16 protein-coding genes are annotated in these 13,768 nt (G+C 66.0%); 10 read left to right on the top strand and 6 right to left on the bottom strand.

All coding sequences use genetic code 11. The features are described from left to right. Positions 1-126 precede the first annotated feature (126 nt). Positions 127-1,536, top strand: coding sequence for a M20/M25/M40 family metallo-hydrolase (locus SSA01S_RS14770; protein WP_061780975.1), 1,410 nt, complete (start codon positions 127-129; stop codon positions 1,534-1,536). A gap of 41 nt (positions 1,537-1,577) precedes the next feature. On the opposite strand, the gene SSA01S_RS14775 is transcribed toward SSA01S_RS14770, so the two are convergent. Next, positions 1,578-2,033 carry a hypothetical protein gene (locus SSA01S_RS14775; RefSeq protein WP_156477836.1) on the bottom strand — a complete coding sequence of 152 codons (456 nt, stop codon included), beginning with the start codon at positions 2,031-2,033 and terminating at the stop codon, positions 1,578-1,580. 73 nt (positions 2,034-2,106) lie between these two features. Further along, complete coding sequence (locus tag SSA01S_RS14780; RefSeq protein WP_061780977.1) at positions 2,107-3,135, bottom strand: hypothetical protein; 1,029 nt, start codon at positions 3,133-3,135, stop codon at positions 2,107-2,109. 140 nt (positions 3,136-3,275) lie between these two features. On the opposite strand from SSA01S_RS14780, the gene SSA01S_RS14785 reads away from it, so the two are divergent. Together SSA01S_RS14785 and SSA01S_RS14790 are read left to right on the top strand one after the other, a co-directional pair. Further along, the gene (locus SSA01S_RS14785) at positions 3,276-3,815 is read left to right on the top strand and encodes a hypothetical protein (RefSeq protein ID WP_061780978.1); all 540 of its coding nucleotides are present in this window, start codon (positions 3,276-3,278) and stop codon (positions 3,813-3,815) included. A gap of 51 nt (positions 3,816-3,866) precedes the next feature. Beyond that, a complete protein-coding gene (locus SSA01S_RS14790) occupies positions 3,867-4,181 on the top strand; it encodes a hypothetical protein (protein ID WP_061780979.1) in 315 nt (104 codons plus the stop codon). 81 nt (positions 4,182-4,262) lie between these two features. Here SSA01S_RS14790 and rpoZ read toward each other — a convergent pair whose 3' ends face one another. Continuing rightward, positions 4,263-4,607, bottom strand: coding sequence for a DNA-directed RNA polymerase subunit omega (gene rpoZ / locus SSA01S_RS14795; protein WP_058734009.1), 345 nt, complete (start codon positions 4,605-4,607; stop codon positions 4,263-4,265). A 123-nt stretch (positions 4,608-4,730) separates the two neighbouring features. Between rpoZ and SSA01S_RS14800 the strand changes: the two genes are divergently transcribed. Further along, positions 4,731-5,957: a phospholipase D-like domain-containing protein gene (locus SSA01S_RS14800; RefSeq protein ID WP_061780980.1), complete on the top strand. Its 1,227-nt coding sequence runs from the start codon at positions 4,731-4,733 to the stop codon at positions 5,955-5,957. Between the two features lie 133 nt (positions 5,958-6,090). Here SSA01S_RS14800 and SSA01S_RS14805 read toward each other — a convergent pair whose 3' ends face one another. After that, positions 6,091-6,705: a class I SAM-dependent methyltransferase gene (locus tag SSA01S_RS14805; protein WP_058718155.1), complete on the bottom strand. Its 615-nt coding sequence runs from the start codon at positions 6,703-6,705 to the stop codon at positions 6,091-6,093. Between the two features lie 144 nt (positions 6,706-6,849). Here SSA01S_RS14805 and SSA01S_RS14810 point away from each other — a divergent pair, with 144 nt between their 5' ends. Then, complete coding sequence (locus SSA01S_RS14810; protein WP_061780981.1) at positions 6,850-7,188, top strand: antibiotic biosynthesis monooxygenase family protein; 339 nt, start codon at positions 6,850-6,852, stop codon at positions 7,186-7,188. 129 nt (positions 7,189-7,317) lie between these two features. Here the strand turns inward: SSA01S_RS14810 and SSA01S_RS14815 are convergent, their stop codons facing one another. After that, complete coding sequence (locus SSA01S_RS14815; protein WP_061780982.1) at positions 7,318-9,609, bottom strand: CDC48 family AAA ATPase; 2,292 nt, start codon at positions 9,607-9,609, stop codon at positions 7,318-7,320. Between the two features lie 260 nt (positions 9,610-9,869). On the opposite strand from SSA01S_RS14815, the gene SSA01S_RS14820 reads away from it, so the two are divergent. Beyond that, positions 9,870-10,760, top strand: coding sequence for a LysR substrate-binding domain-containing protein (locus tag SSA01S_RS14820; protein ID WP_061780983.1), 891 nt, complete (start codon positions 9,870-9,872; stop codon positions 10,758-10,760). 161 nt (positions 10,761-10,921) lie between these two features. Continuing rightward, entirely contained in the window at positions 10,922-11,698 is a 777-nt protein-coding gene (locus tag SSA01S_RS14825; RefSeq protein ID WP_061780984.1) for a TSUP family transporter, read from the top strand. 134 nt (positions 11,699-11,832) lie between these two features. On the opposite strand, the gene rpmG is transcribed toward SSA01S_RS14825, so the two are convergent. After that, a complete protein-coding gene (rpmG, locus tag SSA01S_RS14830; RefSeq protein WP_007407030.1) occupies positions 11,833-12,000 on the bottom strand; it encodes a 50S ribosomal protein L33 in 168 nt (55 codons plus the stop codon). A 204-nt stretch (positions 12,001-12,204) separates the two neighbouring features. Between rpmG and SSA01S_RS14835 the strand changes: the two genes are divergently transcribed. From SSA01S_RS14835 to SSA01S_RS14845, 3 genes are all read left to right on the top strand, one after another. Then, the gene (locus SSA01S_RS14835) at positions 12,205-12,543 is read left to right on the top strand and encodes a hypothetical protein (RefSeq protein WP_240954514.1); all 339 of its coding nucleotides are present in this window, start codon (positions 12,205-12,207) and stop codon (positions 12,541-12,543) included. 12 nt (positions 12,544-12,555) lie between these two features. After that, entirely contained in the window at positions 12,556-13,125 is a 570-nt protein-coding gene (locus tag SSA01S_RS14840; RefSeq protein WP_156477837.1) for a TMEM165/GDT1 family protein, read from the top strand. 103 nt (positions 13,126-13,228) lie between these two features. Then, entirely contained in the window at positions 13,229-13,726 is a 498-nt protein-coding gene (locus tag SSA01S_RS14845; RefSeq protein ID WP_061780986.1) for a Dps family protein, read from the top strand. Positions 13,727-13,768: the final 42 nt, after the last annotated feature.

Here is a 13,768-nt window from a genome sequence, read left to right on the forward strand (position 1 = left end):
GCGGGACACCCCCCCGTCGCGCTGGCGCGCGCCACCTCCCCTTGCAGGGGAGGAAAAATTCCCCCGCTTGCACCGCGCTCCACGACACGCTCTATTCCCACCAACACAAAAACAAGGGGGGATCACATGCGGTTGGCGAAATGGCTCGGCGGGGTGGCGGCGGCACTGGCGATTCCCGGGGCGATGATACCCGGCATCGCGGCGGCGCAGGACAGGCCAGACCAGAAGACGTTCTTTGACCTGTACAAGCAGCTGGTCGAAACCAATACCAGCCTGTCGGTCGGCAGCTGCACCCAGGCCTCCGCCCAGATCGCCGAGCGTTTGAAGGCGGCGGGCTACAAGGACGCCGACATCACCCTGTTCTCGGTCCCCGAACATCCCAAGGACGGCGGCATCGTCGCGGTCCTGCCCGGCACCGACAAGGCGCTGAAGCCGATGTTGCTGCTCGGCCATCTCGACGTGGTCGAGGCCAAGCGCGAGGACTGGACGCGCGATCCGTTCAAGCTGATCGAAGAGAACGGCTTCCTCTATGGACGCGGCACCGTTGACGACAAGGCGATGAGCGCGGTCTGGGCCGACACGCTGATCCGCCTGAAAAAGACGCCGCCCAAGCGCACCATCAAGATGGCGCTGACCTGTGGCGAGGAAACGACCTTCGCCTTCAATGGCGCGGAGTGGCTGGCCAAGAACAAGCCCGACCTGATCGCCGCCGAATTCGTCCTGAACGAGGGCGGCGGCGGGCGGCTCGATTCGGACGGCAAGCGCGAGTTGCTGGCGGTGCAGGTCGGCGAGAAGGCCGCGCAGAACTACACCTTCCTTGCGACCAATCCGGGCGGTCACAGCTCGCAGCCGACGCCGGAAAACGCGATTTACGAACTCGCCGATGCGGTGAAGGCGGTGCAGGGTTATGAATTCCCCATCCACCTGACCGACACCACCCGCGCCTTCCTGACCGCCACCGCGCAGAAGGTCGGCGGCCAGCTGGGCGATGCGATCACCCGGTTGCTCGCCAACCCGGAGGACAAGGCCGCCGACGCGATCGTCAGCCAGGACAAGGCGCTGCACTCGACGCTGCGCACCACCTGCGTCGCCACGCTCCTCCAGGCGGGCCATGCCGAAAACGCCCTGCCCCAGCGCGCGACCGCCAATATCAACTGCCGCATCTTCCCCGGCGAAACGGTCGAGGGGACGCTGGCGAAACTCAAGGAACTGGCGGGGCCGAAGATCACCGTCACCGCCAACCAGCCGGTCCGCCCGACCGCCATTCCGCCCAAGCTCGACCCGAAGATCATCGGCCCGATGAAGACGCTGGCGGCCAAGCACTTCCCCGGCGTGCCGCTGGTCCCGATGATGTCGACCGGTGCCACCGACGGCATCTTCTTCCAGGCGATCGGCATCCCCGTCTATGGCGCGCCGGGTATCTTCATCGAAAAGGACATGTCGGGCATCCACGGCCTGAACGAGCGGATTCGGGTCACATCGCTCTATGATGGACGGGACTATCTGTACGATCTCGTCCGGGCCTATGCCTATTGAGGATGATGGGGCCCGCTTGACCGGCGGGCCCCTAAAGACGGTTAGGGCTCCGAGTCCAATGACAGCCGGTCGATATACGGTCCGGCGGGATCGTCCGGGTCGACCTCGATCAGAAGGGCGTCGGTCAGCGGCTCGTTCAACAGGACGAAGCCGTCCGGATAGACCGTTCGCAGATGCGGCACCGCGCGGTTGAGCGCCTTGAACGACAGGAGCAGCGCCGGCTCGTCCTCGACCTGCCATCCGATCAGAACCACCGTGCCATGACCCGCCGCAAACGCGTCGATCGCAGGCACGATCGCATCGGACGACGAGGACACCAGGCGCAGCCGGTGCCGCATGGCGGGCCGCAGCCGCTCGACCAGTGCCGCCTGGCGATGGGCGGACAGGGCGGAGGCCATGACCCCGACCATGGTCCACGCCTCCAGCAGGTCGAGGACGCGGCGCGACCGCCGTCTGCCCCGCAAGGTCTGGCCGAGCTCCAGCTCGTCACGGGTCATATCGCCAAGCCTATCCTGATCCATCCGGGTGCCGCCGCCCGCTCCCAAGGGACCGGACGGCGGCACTGTCCCGTCACGCGGGCTGGTGCACCGGCGGCAGGCGCAGGCGCATCGGTTGCGCCAGCCAGCCGACCACGGTCCGTCGCATCGGCTGCCAGAAAGCCGACAGGGTCAGCAGCGCCGAGCCGATGACCAGCGCGGTGAAGGCCGCCCCCAGCTCCACCGCGCCCGCACTGCGGAACAGCGAATAGAGCGCATAGAGCACATAGACCAAGCTGGACACGAGCAGCGCCCGCCGGTCCACCGCCAGTGCGATCCCGGCGAACAGCAGGTACAGCGCCAGCACGATCACCGCGACGCCCGCGCCGATATCGCCGTCGAACACGCCCAGCATCTGGAAGATCGGGTGCGCGATCATCGGTGCCGCGGCCAGGTGCAGCCAGAAGGCCACGTCGGCACGCCGCGTCTCACGCTTCGGGTCCGACATGTCCCAGCGCATCGCGAGCGCGAACACGCCCAGCCCGCAGAGCAGCAGCATCGGCCACACGCCCTGCTTGATGTCGGGCACGGCCGCCATGACCAGCCCGATCGCGACCCCGACCAGCGCGGCCGCCCCCGCCGCCACGGTGATCGGCACCATGAACCGCCGCCAGTGCAGCCAGGCCGCGCCTGCCGAGACCAGCCCGACGCCCGACACCGCCAGCGCGCCCGCAGTACCGTCGATATGCGGCCAGATCGTCTCGATCAGCCCGATCAGCCCGCCCGCGACCCCGCCGACAAAGGCGAGCAGCAGCAATATACTGGGCAGCGCCATGCGCCGCTTGGCGGTGAAGTAGAAGGCCAGCATCCACGCCGCCGCCGCGACGAAGCCACCGCCCAGCCCATGGCTGATGCGGAACCCGATCTGCCCCAGCGCGGCGAGCAGCAGCGCGATCGCGATCGACACGAAGATGTCGTTGAACCCGGTGAGCAGCCGGAAATGCTCCTCGTCGACGGCCGGCGCGGCATGCGCCGTCGCAACATGCTGCCGCAGCGCCGATGCCGCCTGGGGCGAAATCGCCCCCGCCGCCACCGCACCGTCGATGTCGCTCTCGCTATACATGGACGTTCTCCCTGTTGAGATGGGGAGAAGGATGACGCATGTGTGTTAGTGTGTCAATACAGCGCGAAGGCAACGGGGGTATGATGCCAAGGTATAGCTGCTGATGTTATCAACAGGCTTTCGGATGATACGCTGCCGACATGGGTGAGACAGAAGGCATGATCCAGGATTGTTCGTTCAGGAAGCGCCTGCGCAGCTTTTTTCTGATCCTCATCGGCATCATCGCGTTCGTCGCGGTAGGCATAGAATTGCAAGATGGGTTGGGCATTCCGTTTGACACCACCTACCGGATCGCATGCGCCGGAGCATGCCTGGCTTTCATTGCGAAGCTCGGCTGGGATTCTTCGGGCGAAAGCTGGCCCTGGATCGGCTTGGGGCTCGCGACAGCCGTCAACGTCGCCCTGTTCTTTACGCCGGTCTTCGACCGGCCCGCGTCACGCGGCGAGATCATGATGTTCGCATCGCCCGACACGGCAATCCTATTCGCAGCCCGGATTTGGGATTACCCCGTCACCGACGATCACCAACGAGCCATCCGCCAGCAGTTGGTCATGGGCCTGATCTTTGCCGTCATCGTCAGCGCCTTGCTCATGGCCTCCGCTTTCGTACCGGACCGCCCTGATCGTCACCACCATCCTGCCAATTCGCTGAACGCCGCCGCCACGCGCCATTCAGGATAAGCGGCGCAATCTCGGCCACATACGGGAGCTTATCGTTTCGAGGATGTTGCGATGACCATGTTCAGGACGGGATTGCTGGTCGCGCTGGCCGGTGGCGCCTTGCTGACGGCGGGCACCGCCAGCGCGCAGGACTGGCGTTATGACGAGTATCGCGCGCATCAGGCGGCGCGGGGAGCAGAGGTCCATGCCTATCAGGCGGGGCGCGACCAGCGGGCCGCCGACACGGCCGCCTATTATGGCGATTACCGGGCGGCCGATGCCTATGCCCATGCCGCCGCCGTCCGTCGGCACGAGGCGTGGCGCGATGCGCGTTTCGCGCGGCATGAGCGTCATGCGGCGCGCTGGGATTATTGGCGCGGCTATTGAGCCTGTCGGGCGAATACGAAAAGGGCCGGTGCGAGGGGTTCGCACCGGCCCTTTTTCATGTCCGAGTCCGAAGACGGCCGATCAGCCGTCGTAGTCGGCACCCAGATTCTGGTTGCGCGGCGGGGCAGCCGCGGTCAGGCGCAGCGCCTCGGCCGAGGCCTGCAGGCTGCCGACGTCATCCGCCTCGTCCTCGTCGTCGATCTGGACGCGCTGCAGGCTGTTGACGACCGACTCTTCCAAATGAGTCGGACGAACGGTTTCCTCGGCGATCTCGCGCAGCGCGACGACCGGGTTTTTATCGCGATCGCGATCGACGGTCAGGTCCGCTCCACCCGAGATCTGACGAGCCCGCTGCGCCGCGAACAGCACCAGATCGAAACGGTTGGGAACCTTGTCGACGCAATCCTCGACGGTGACGCGCGCCATGCGTGTGTCCTTCGCAAATAATGCTGGGATGAAAGCGGGCTACCTAACAGCAATGCGCCAGCAAGTCAAAAGCCTTGGGACATGCAACGCCCGGCTTGCCTGAATCGTTACGCTATCGAGAGGATGACCTTGCCCGACGACACCGCCCAGCTCCTGTCCACCCCGCCGCCGTCCACCCCGCCCGAGCAGCCCCGCTTCCGGGTCGACGGCCATGACCTGACCCTGCTCGACACGGGTCCCCGGCGGCTGGAGGCGCTGCTCGCGCTGATCGAGGGGGCGCGGGTTTCGCTGCGCATCCTCTATTATATCTATACCGATGACGCGGCCGGACGGCGGGTGCGCGATGCGATGATCGCGGCGGCGCGGCGCGGGGTGGCGGTATCGGTGATCGTCGACGGCTTCGGCGCAGGCGCGGACGAGGCGTTCTTCCGCCCGCTGATCGAGACGGGCGCGCGGCTGTCACGGTTCGAGCCGCGCTTCGGCCGCCGCTATCTGCTGCGAAACCATCAGAAGCTGGCGCTCGCCGATGCCGAAGCGCCCGCGCCCTCGATCATCATCGGCGGCTTCAATATCGAGGATGACTATTTCGGCACCCCCGCCGACCAGAGCTGGCGCGACCTGGGCCTGTTGGTCGAGGGGCCGGCGGCGGCGCGCATGGCGGGCTATTTCGATGCGCTGTTCGCCTGGACCGAAAACCCGAAGGGCCGGTTGCGCGACCTGAACAAGGCGCTGGCGCATTGGAGCGAGTCGGCGGGCCGCTTGCGATGGCTGATCGGCGGACCGACGCGGCGGCTGTCGCCCTGGGCGCGGACGGTGCGCGACGATATGCGGCGGGGGCGGCGGATCGATGTGATTGCCGCCTATTTCACCCCCAGTCCGACTATGCTCCGGCGACTCGATCGCGCCGGTCGCCGCGACGCCGAGGTGCGGATCGTAACGGCGGGCAAATCGGACAATGAAGCGACGATCGCGGCGGCGCGTTTCACCTATGCGGGCCTGCTGCGCAAGGGCGTGCGCATCTATGAATATCAACTCACCAAGCTGCACACGAAACTATACGTCATCGACGATGCGGTGCATGTCGGCTCGGCCAATTTCGATATGCGCAGCCTGTTCGTGAACCTGGAACTGATGCTGAGGGTGGAGGACAAGGCCTTTGCGGATCATGTCCGCGCCTATGTCGATGGCGAGGTCGTTCGGTCGGAGGCGATCACGCCCGACTGGTACAAGCGCAACACCGGCTGGTTCCAGCGACTGCGCCAATTCGGAGCCTATCTGCTGATCGCAGTGATCGATCCGTCGGTATCGCGGGGGCTGAATTTCGGGATCGAGTCGCCCGATGGCGATTGATCCTCCTCGCTCGCGGTGAGGTGGCAGGGCGGAGCCCTGACGGAGGGGGGCTTCCAAACAGGACGTCCTTATCGGCACGCCCCCTCCACCATGCTTCGCATGGTCCCCCTCCCCGTGCCGGGGAGGATGAAAATCAGTCCTTCCAGGCCCAGTAGAGCTGCGCCGGGGGCACGTTCCACCATTCCATGTCGTGGTCGATGTTCGACCAGTGCGGGACCAGGAAGTCCTTCACCTTGGGGCTGAACTGATAGACCAGGAACGCGCCGCCGGGGCGCAACACGTCATGCGTGCCTTGCGCGATCGCCGGGCCAACGCCGGGCGGCAGGGTGGAGAAGGGCAGGCCCGACAGGACGTAGTCGGCATGGTCGAAGCCGTGATCGCGCACGATCTTCTGCACGTCCGCCGCCGATCCGTTCACCGCCTTGAAACGCGAGTCGATGATGGTGTGGCGCAGATAGTCGCAGAAATCGGCATTGGTATCGATCGCGATCAGCATCGCGTCGGGCGCCATGCGCTCCAGAATCGGGCGGCAGAAGGTGCCGACGCCCGGGCCATATTCGACGAACAGCTTGGTATTGGCCCAATCGACCGGGCCCAGCATCTTGCGGATCAGCTTGCCCGACGACGGAATGATCGAGCCCACCATCACCGGATGCTTCAGGAATTGCTGAAAAAACATCTGGCCGGGCGAGGGATACCCCGTGGCATCGGTGCGGGACTTGCGCGCGGCGGTGGTCGAGCTGGGCATCGAGTTCCTGTCGTTCGTGATCCCCGCGTAAGGGACGCGCGAGGGAAATCCCCTCGTCGCACAGGTGCCGAACGACTTTCAAGCTATTGGGTTGCCGCCGGCAGGTGCATTCCGTCGCAAAGCGGGTGCGGTGGATGGAGCGTTATGACCGACAGGACGGGGCAGATCGCGGTGATTTTCGTGTCAACGCGGACGGATAACGATCCCCAGGGCTATGCCGCGGCGGCGGAGGCGATGGATCGGCTGGCAGCGCAGCAACCGGGATATTGCGGGGTCGACAGTGCGCGCGGCGCGGACGGGATCGGGATCACCGTCAGCTGGTGGGCCGACGAAGCCAGCGCGCTGGCGTGGCGGGCGCACCCTGAGCATGCGGCGATCCGGGATCGCGGGCGAGCGGAGTGGTATGCGCGCTATGAGGTCGCCGTGGCGCAGGTTGGGCGGAGTTATGGGTGGGAAAATGAATTATCTCACCCAGCGGGCTGACCTTGCCGCTCCCCTCCCGCAGGCGGGAGGGGATGGGGGAGGGCAAGGAGTCTCACCGAGACCGTCGCCTGGGGCATAGCCCCCACCCCAAACCCCTCCCCCCTCCGGGAGGAGGGGCTTAAGCTTGCGTCACGGCATCTTGTCACCCCTGGGCGTCAGCATCCCCGGTGCGATGAAGCCGATCGGCTGGATTGCCGCCGCCTCCTGCTTCAGCTTGGCCGCGATCTGTTCGTAATCGCGCTCCATCTCCGGGGTCACGCTCGCCCGAGCTTCGGTCAGCGCCTCGTCAAAGGCCGCCATGTCGACCTGCGTTGCGCCCAGAGACTTACGCAGCGCGATCAGGCCCGCCCGGCGCACCACATCGCCCAGATCGGCACCGGTGAAACGGTCGGTCCGCGCCGCCACATCGTCCAGGTCGACATCCTCGGCCAACGGCATCTTGGCGGTCTGGATGCCCAGGATGCGCCGCCGCCCCGCCTTGTCGGGCACACCGACATAGATCAGCTCATCGAACCGACCGGGCCGCAGCAGCGCGGGATCGACCAGATTGGGCCGATTGGTCGCGCCGATCACGACGACCGACTGCAACTCCTCCAGCCCGTCCATCTCGGCCAGGATGGTGTTGACCACCCGCTCGGTCACCTGCGGCTCGCCCAGCCCGCCGCCACGCGCCGGGACGAGCGAATCCAGTTCGTCGATGAAGATCACCGTCGGTGCCACCTGTCGCGCCCGGGCGAACAGCCGGGTGATCTGTTGCTCGCTCTCGCCATACCATTTGGACAGCAGGTCGCTCGACTTGGTGGCGATGAAGTTGGCCTGCGCCTCTCGCGCGACCGCCTTGGCGAGCAGGGTCTTGCCGGTGCCGGGCGGGCCATAAAGCAGGAAGCCCTTGGCGGGCCGGATGCCCAGACGGCGGAACGCATCCGGGTCCTTCAGCGGCAGCTCGACGCCTTCCTTCAGCTTCATCTGCGCGGTGTCGAGGCCGCCGACATCCTCCCAACGAACGGTCGGGGCCTGCACCATCACCTCGCGCATCGCCGAGGGCTGGACGCGCTTCAACGCCTCCAGGAAATCCTCGCGCGTCACCGACAGCGTGTCGAGCACCTCGGCCGGAATGGTCCGCTCCTCCAGGTTCAGGCGCGGCATGATCCGGCGCACCGCCTCGATCGCCGCCTCGCGGGTCAGCGCGGCCAGATCGGCCCCGACGAAACCGAAGGTGGTGCGCGCCAACTCGTTCAGGTCGACTTTATCGCCCAGCGGCATGCCGCGCGTATGGATGCCCAGAATCTCGCGCCGCCCGCGCTCGTCGGGCACGCCCACCACGATCTCGCGGTCGAAGCGGCCCGGCCGCCGTAGCGCCTCGTCAATCGCCTCGGGCCGGTTGGTCGCGGCGATGATGACCAGGTTCGCGCGCGCCTCCAGCCCGTCCATCAGGGTCAGCAGCTGCGCGACGAGGCGCTTCTCCGCCTCGCCCTGCACGCGGTCGCGCTTGGGGGCGATCGAGTCGATCTCGTCGATGAAGACGATCGAGGGGGCGGACTTGGTTGCCTCCTCGAAAATCTCGCGCAGGCGCTGTTCCGATTCGCCGTACGCCGAGCCCATGATCTCGGGACCGTTGATCAGGAAAAACTGGGCATCCGATTCATTGGCGACGGCGCGAGCCAGCCGGGTCTTGCCGGTGCCGGGCGGGCCATGGAGCAGCACGCCCTTGGGCGGCTCGACGCCCAGCCGCTCGAACAATTCGGGATAGCGCAGCGGCAGCTCGACCATCTCGCGCAGCTGGTCGATGGTCGAGGCCATGCCGCCGATATCGTCATAGGTGACGTCGGCGCGCCGCGCCTCGCGCGGTTCCTCATATTCGGGGCGCAGCTCGACCTCGGTATTCTCGTCGATATGGACCACGCCCTTAGGGCTGGCCGCCACGACCGCGAGGCGGATTTCCTGCAGCGCATAGGCGGGCGCGTTCATGAATTGCGCGACGCCCGGCGGCATGTTGGTGACCCGCTGCTGCCCCGCCGTGGCGACCACATCACCCTGGCAGAGCGGCCGATTGAAGAAGGTGCGCTTGAGCGCCTGGGCCGAGCCCTGGAGCCGCAGATTCTGTTGCGCGGGGGCGAAGACGACGCGAGTCGCGGGCTTCGATTCGACCTTGCGCACCTCGACGAAATCGCCCGAGCCGACGCCCGCATTCGCCCGCTGCAACCCGTCGATGCGCAAGAGGTCGAGCCCTTCATCCTCCTGATAGGGGGCGACGGCGCGCGCAGGCGTCGCCTGCTTGCCGACGATCTCGACAACATCGCCCTCGGTGATGCCCAGCGCCGCCATCAGCGTGCGCGGCATATGGGCCAGGCCACGCCCGGAATCCTCGGGGCGGCTATTGGCCACCTGTATCTTGCGGGTCGGCGCGTCGCTGTCGGCCATGATCGTCCCTTGGCTATCGGTTTCCACACGAAAGCGCGGGACGTGGGGGCGGGTTCCGGCCAGCGAAAGGCCCGGCCGCCGGAGCGAGGCAAAAAAAAGGGCCGATCGAAACGACCAGCCCGTAAAAGTTTTTAGGAGAGGATGCCTGAAAGGCCCGTTCCTTTTGCGGTGCGAAACGTTATGTTGCAAGTGCGAAAAGCTTGGTTATGATTGCAGTTTGTGCAATCCTCTGACCCATAGGTCAACGAGTAAGGTGTGACATGCGCAGGCTGCCACCGCTGGGTGCCATCGAAGCATTTGTCCAGGTCGTCCGTCTGGGCTCCATCAAGGCCGCTGCCGAGGAACTGGCGCTCTCTGCGCCCGCGCTCAGCCGCCGGGTGCAGACGCTGGAACGCTTCGTCGGCAAGCCGCTCTTCGCGCGGCGGCATCAGGCGATGGTACCCAATGAAGAGGGCCAGCGGCTGATGGAACAGATCGCACCGCTGCTCGACCAATTGTCCGACGCGGTGGAGGCGATGACCAGCGGGCAGGAGGTGCTTCGCCTGCGTCTGGGCGTGCTGCCGCTCTACGCCTCGCAGCGGCTGTTCCCGCATATGGGCCTGCTTCGCGCCGCGCATCCCGAGCTGCATCTGGACATCGACACCGCCGGGCACGGCATCGCGCGGCTGGGCGAAGGGCTGGACGCGGTGATTGCGCTCGGCCGTGACATCGACCCCTCGCTCTACGCCAAGCGACTCGACCGCAACAAAGTCTATGTCATCGGGTCGAAGCGGTTGCTGGAAGGGCCGAACCCGCTGCTGCGCCCCGAACAGCTGAACGGCATGACGGCATTGCTGCACCGCGAAATGCCCGACGCTTTTACCGCCTGGTGCCAGGTCGCGGGACTGACCGACATCAAGCCCAAGGCGATCGACTTTTTCGACTCGGGTGGCCTGATGCTGGAGGCGGTGGCGCAGGGGCTCGGCGTTGCCTTCATGCACGCCAGCCATTTCGAGCATGCGCACGATCCTCGCCTGGTCCGGCTGTTCGATATCGAGGTCGACAGTCCGTACAGCCACTGGTTCGTCTGCCGCCCGCGCGCGCTGCAGCAGAAATCGGTGAAGCTGTTCCACGACTGGCTGATCGGCACGCTCTACCCGGAAGCGGCATAAGGAGCGGTCGACCGGGTCGGGTGCCGTACCTGCAAGGTGTTTCGGGTGTTCGCGATCTCGCTGAAGCAGCCTGACAGGACAATGCCAGCCCTTTCCCGTCGGAAATCAGGGGCAGCGGTCGTGCGGTTGGCAAAAGGGGGGGCGCAGGTCTAGCGAACCTTATGGACCTGACGATCGAAGCATTTTCCCTGTTGACCCTTGTGGCCTTCATGGCGGGCAGCATCGATGCGCTGGCGGGCGGTGGAGGGCTGCTCACGATCCCGGCGCTGATGGCGGCGGGCATTCCGCCGGTGGCCGCGCTCGCGACGAACAAATTGCAGAGCACCTTGGGGACGGGCTCCGCCGTCCTGACATTTCTGCGCGCGGGGCGAATCGATCTGAAGGCGTTCGCCGTCCCCGCGGCGGGCGCATTCATCGGCTCCTTGCTGGGGGCGACGGCGGTTCAGCATGTCGATTCCAGTTTTCTGTCGGCCTTTGTCCCGCTGCTGCTGATCGCGATGGGATTCTATTTCCTGCTCGCCCCCAAGATGAGCGAGGTCGATCGCCATGCCCGATTGGGACGCTGGGGCCTGACGCTGGTTTGCGGGGGACTGGGCTTCTACGATGGCTTTTTCGGTCCCGGCACCGGGTCGTTCCTGACGACCGCGCTCGTCGCACTCGGCGGGCTGGGACTGGTCAGAGCGATCGCCAACACGAAATTCATCAATCTCGCCACCAACATAGCAGGCTTGGCGGCGATGATCGCTGGCGGGAAGGTGCTATGGCTTCTCGGCCTCAGCATGGCGGTCGCCAATATCGCGGGCAATCAGGTCGGCGCCTGGCTGGCCATTCGTTTCGGCGGGCGTGGCGTCCGCCCGCTGCTGGTCGTGATGTCGTTCGCCCTCACGATCAAGCTGTTGGCAGACCCGAACAACCCTTTGCGAGGCTGGTTTTCCTGAAGCGACCATCGTCCGGCCGCCGATCCAGAAAGAACGCCCGCCACACACACGACAAAAAGCCGCACACCCTCTCGGGCGGCGGCTTCACGCCTTCAAGAATCACGGGGCGCCGCGAGCGGGCGCCCGCCCGTGAATTACTTGATCTTGGCTTCCTTGAACTCGACATGCTTGCGCACGACCGGGTCGTACTTGTTGAAGCTCAGCTTCTCGGTCTTGGTGCGCGGGTTCTTCTTCGTGACGTAAAAGAAGCCGGTATCAGCCGAGCTGACGAGCTTGATCTTGACGGTGGTCGGCTTGGCCATGACCTGGTTCCTGTATGCGTGAAAAAGCGAAAGCGGCAGCCGGAGCCGCCGCTATATAAGGGCCGCCCATGGCCCATGGCCCGGCGTGAGTCAAGCATTTCGCCCGATTTAAGCCCCTCTTTACACGCAAACCCCTATACTCCGACAGCCTGGCTTCCTAGTCGGGGGCGATAGCGACACCATGACGGTGAGGGGATACGCTCGATGGACATGACCGATTCGCCCGAGGCGAATCCCCAAGGCAGCGATATCCGCGACCAGCTCTGGGCCCGGATCGCCGCGCTCGACGTTCGCGCGCCCTATACCCCCGCCAGCGACCTGATGCGTGGCATCGAATCGATTCGCCGGCTGGCCCATGCCCATGACCTGGCCCCTGCCGTCACCGTCACCCATTTCATCGACCGCGCGCTGATGCGCGGCGCGGCGACGGGCCCCTTTCACGGCTGGCTGGCCATACTGACCGATGCGGTCGCCAGCGAGCGCCAGGATCTGGAGACCACCCAGCATTTTGCCGAGGCCTGTTCGGTACGACTGGCGCGCTGAATGGACGCGCTGATGACCGTCCTCGTCGTCACGCTCCTCGCCCAGGCGGGCGGGCGGCTCAGCGGCTTTGCGACGCAGTTGGGCGAGCGGACCGGACGAATCGCTCCGGTGCTGGTCGGCGTCCTGGTCGCGCAAGGCGTGCTGGCGGCGGGTGCGGTCCTGCTCGGCATCGCGCTGGCGCCGCAGGTGACGCCGGAGACGCGGACGCTGATCCTGGCGATCGCGCTGGCGCTGGTTGGGATCGGGCTGACCGGGGGGCTGGGCGTATCGCGGGCCGGGGCGGGATCGCCGTTCGGATGGCCACGGCTGGGCGCGTTCGGGACCGCGCTGTTCGGCGGCGGCGCAATCCTATCGGCCGATTCCGGGTTGCTGCTGATCGCGGCGGCGGCGGCGCACTCCCCGCTGCCCTGGGCCGCATGGCCCGGAGCCGTGCTGGGCTTGCTTGGTGCCCTGACGCCCCCCTTGCTATTAGGTGAGCGGGAATGGCGACGCATGCCGTGGCGTGCGATTCGCAGCGTGGCGGGCGTGGTGTTGATCCTTGCCGCCATCGTCGTCGCGCTCGCGACCAAGGGCCTGATCTAGCGGCTCGATCAGACTGGACGGTCTTTGTGCATGGACGGGTGGGAGCCATTGCGTCATCGGATCGTTTACGCAACGATCCCCATCCAGACAGCGGAGCCGATCCATGTCCGATATCAATCCGGCGCTCGATACGCCGACCGACCTCAATCGTAACGCGACCGCCAGCGTCGCCGACGCGCTGAACGGCGCGCTCGCCGACTGCTATGCGCTCTACCTGAAGACCAAGAATTTCCACTGGCACGTCTCGGGCCCGCATTTCCGCGACTATCACCTGATGCTCGACGATCAGGCCACGCAGATCTTGGGCGTGACCGATGCCATCGCAGAGCGGGTGCGCAAGACCGGCAACGTCACACTGCGCTCGATCGGTGACATTGCGCGCCGCCAGACCATCACCGACAATGACCGCGAGTTCGTGTCCGCCGCCGACATGCTGGTCGAGTTGCGCGACGACAATCTGAAGCTGGTCGAGCGTTTCCGCGCCGTGAAGGACGCCGCCGAAGAGGCCAAGGACAATGCCACCAGCGGCATCGTCGACGAATGGACCGATCAGGCCGAGGAGCGCGCCTGGTTCCTGTTCGAGGCGGGCCGCAAGGGCTGAGCCATCTCCAGCCGACAGGAAAAAGGCCCCGGTATTCGCCGG

This window comes from Sphingomonas sanguinis NBRC 13937, assembly GCF_001591005.1.
Taxonomy (GTDB): domain Bacteria; phylum Pseudomonadota; class Alphaproteobacteria; order Sphingomonadales; family Sphingomonadaceae; genus Sphingomonas; species Sphingomonas sanguinis.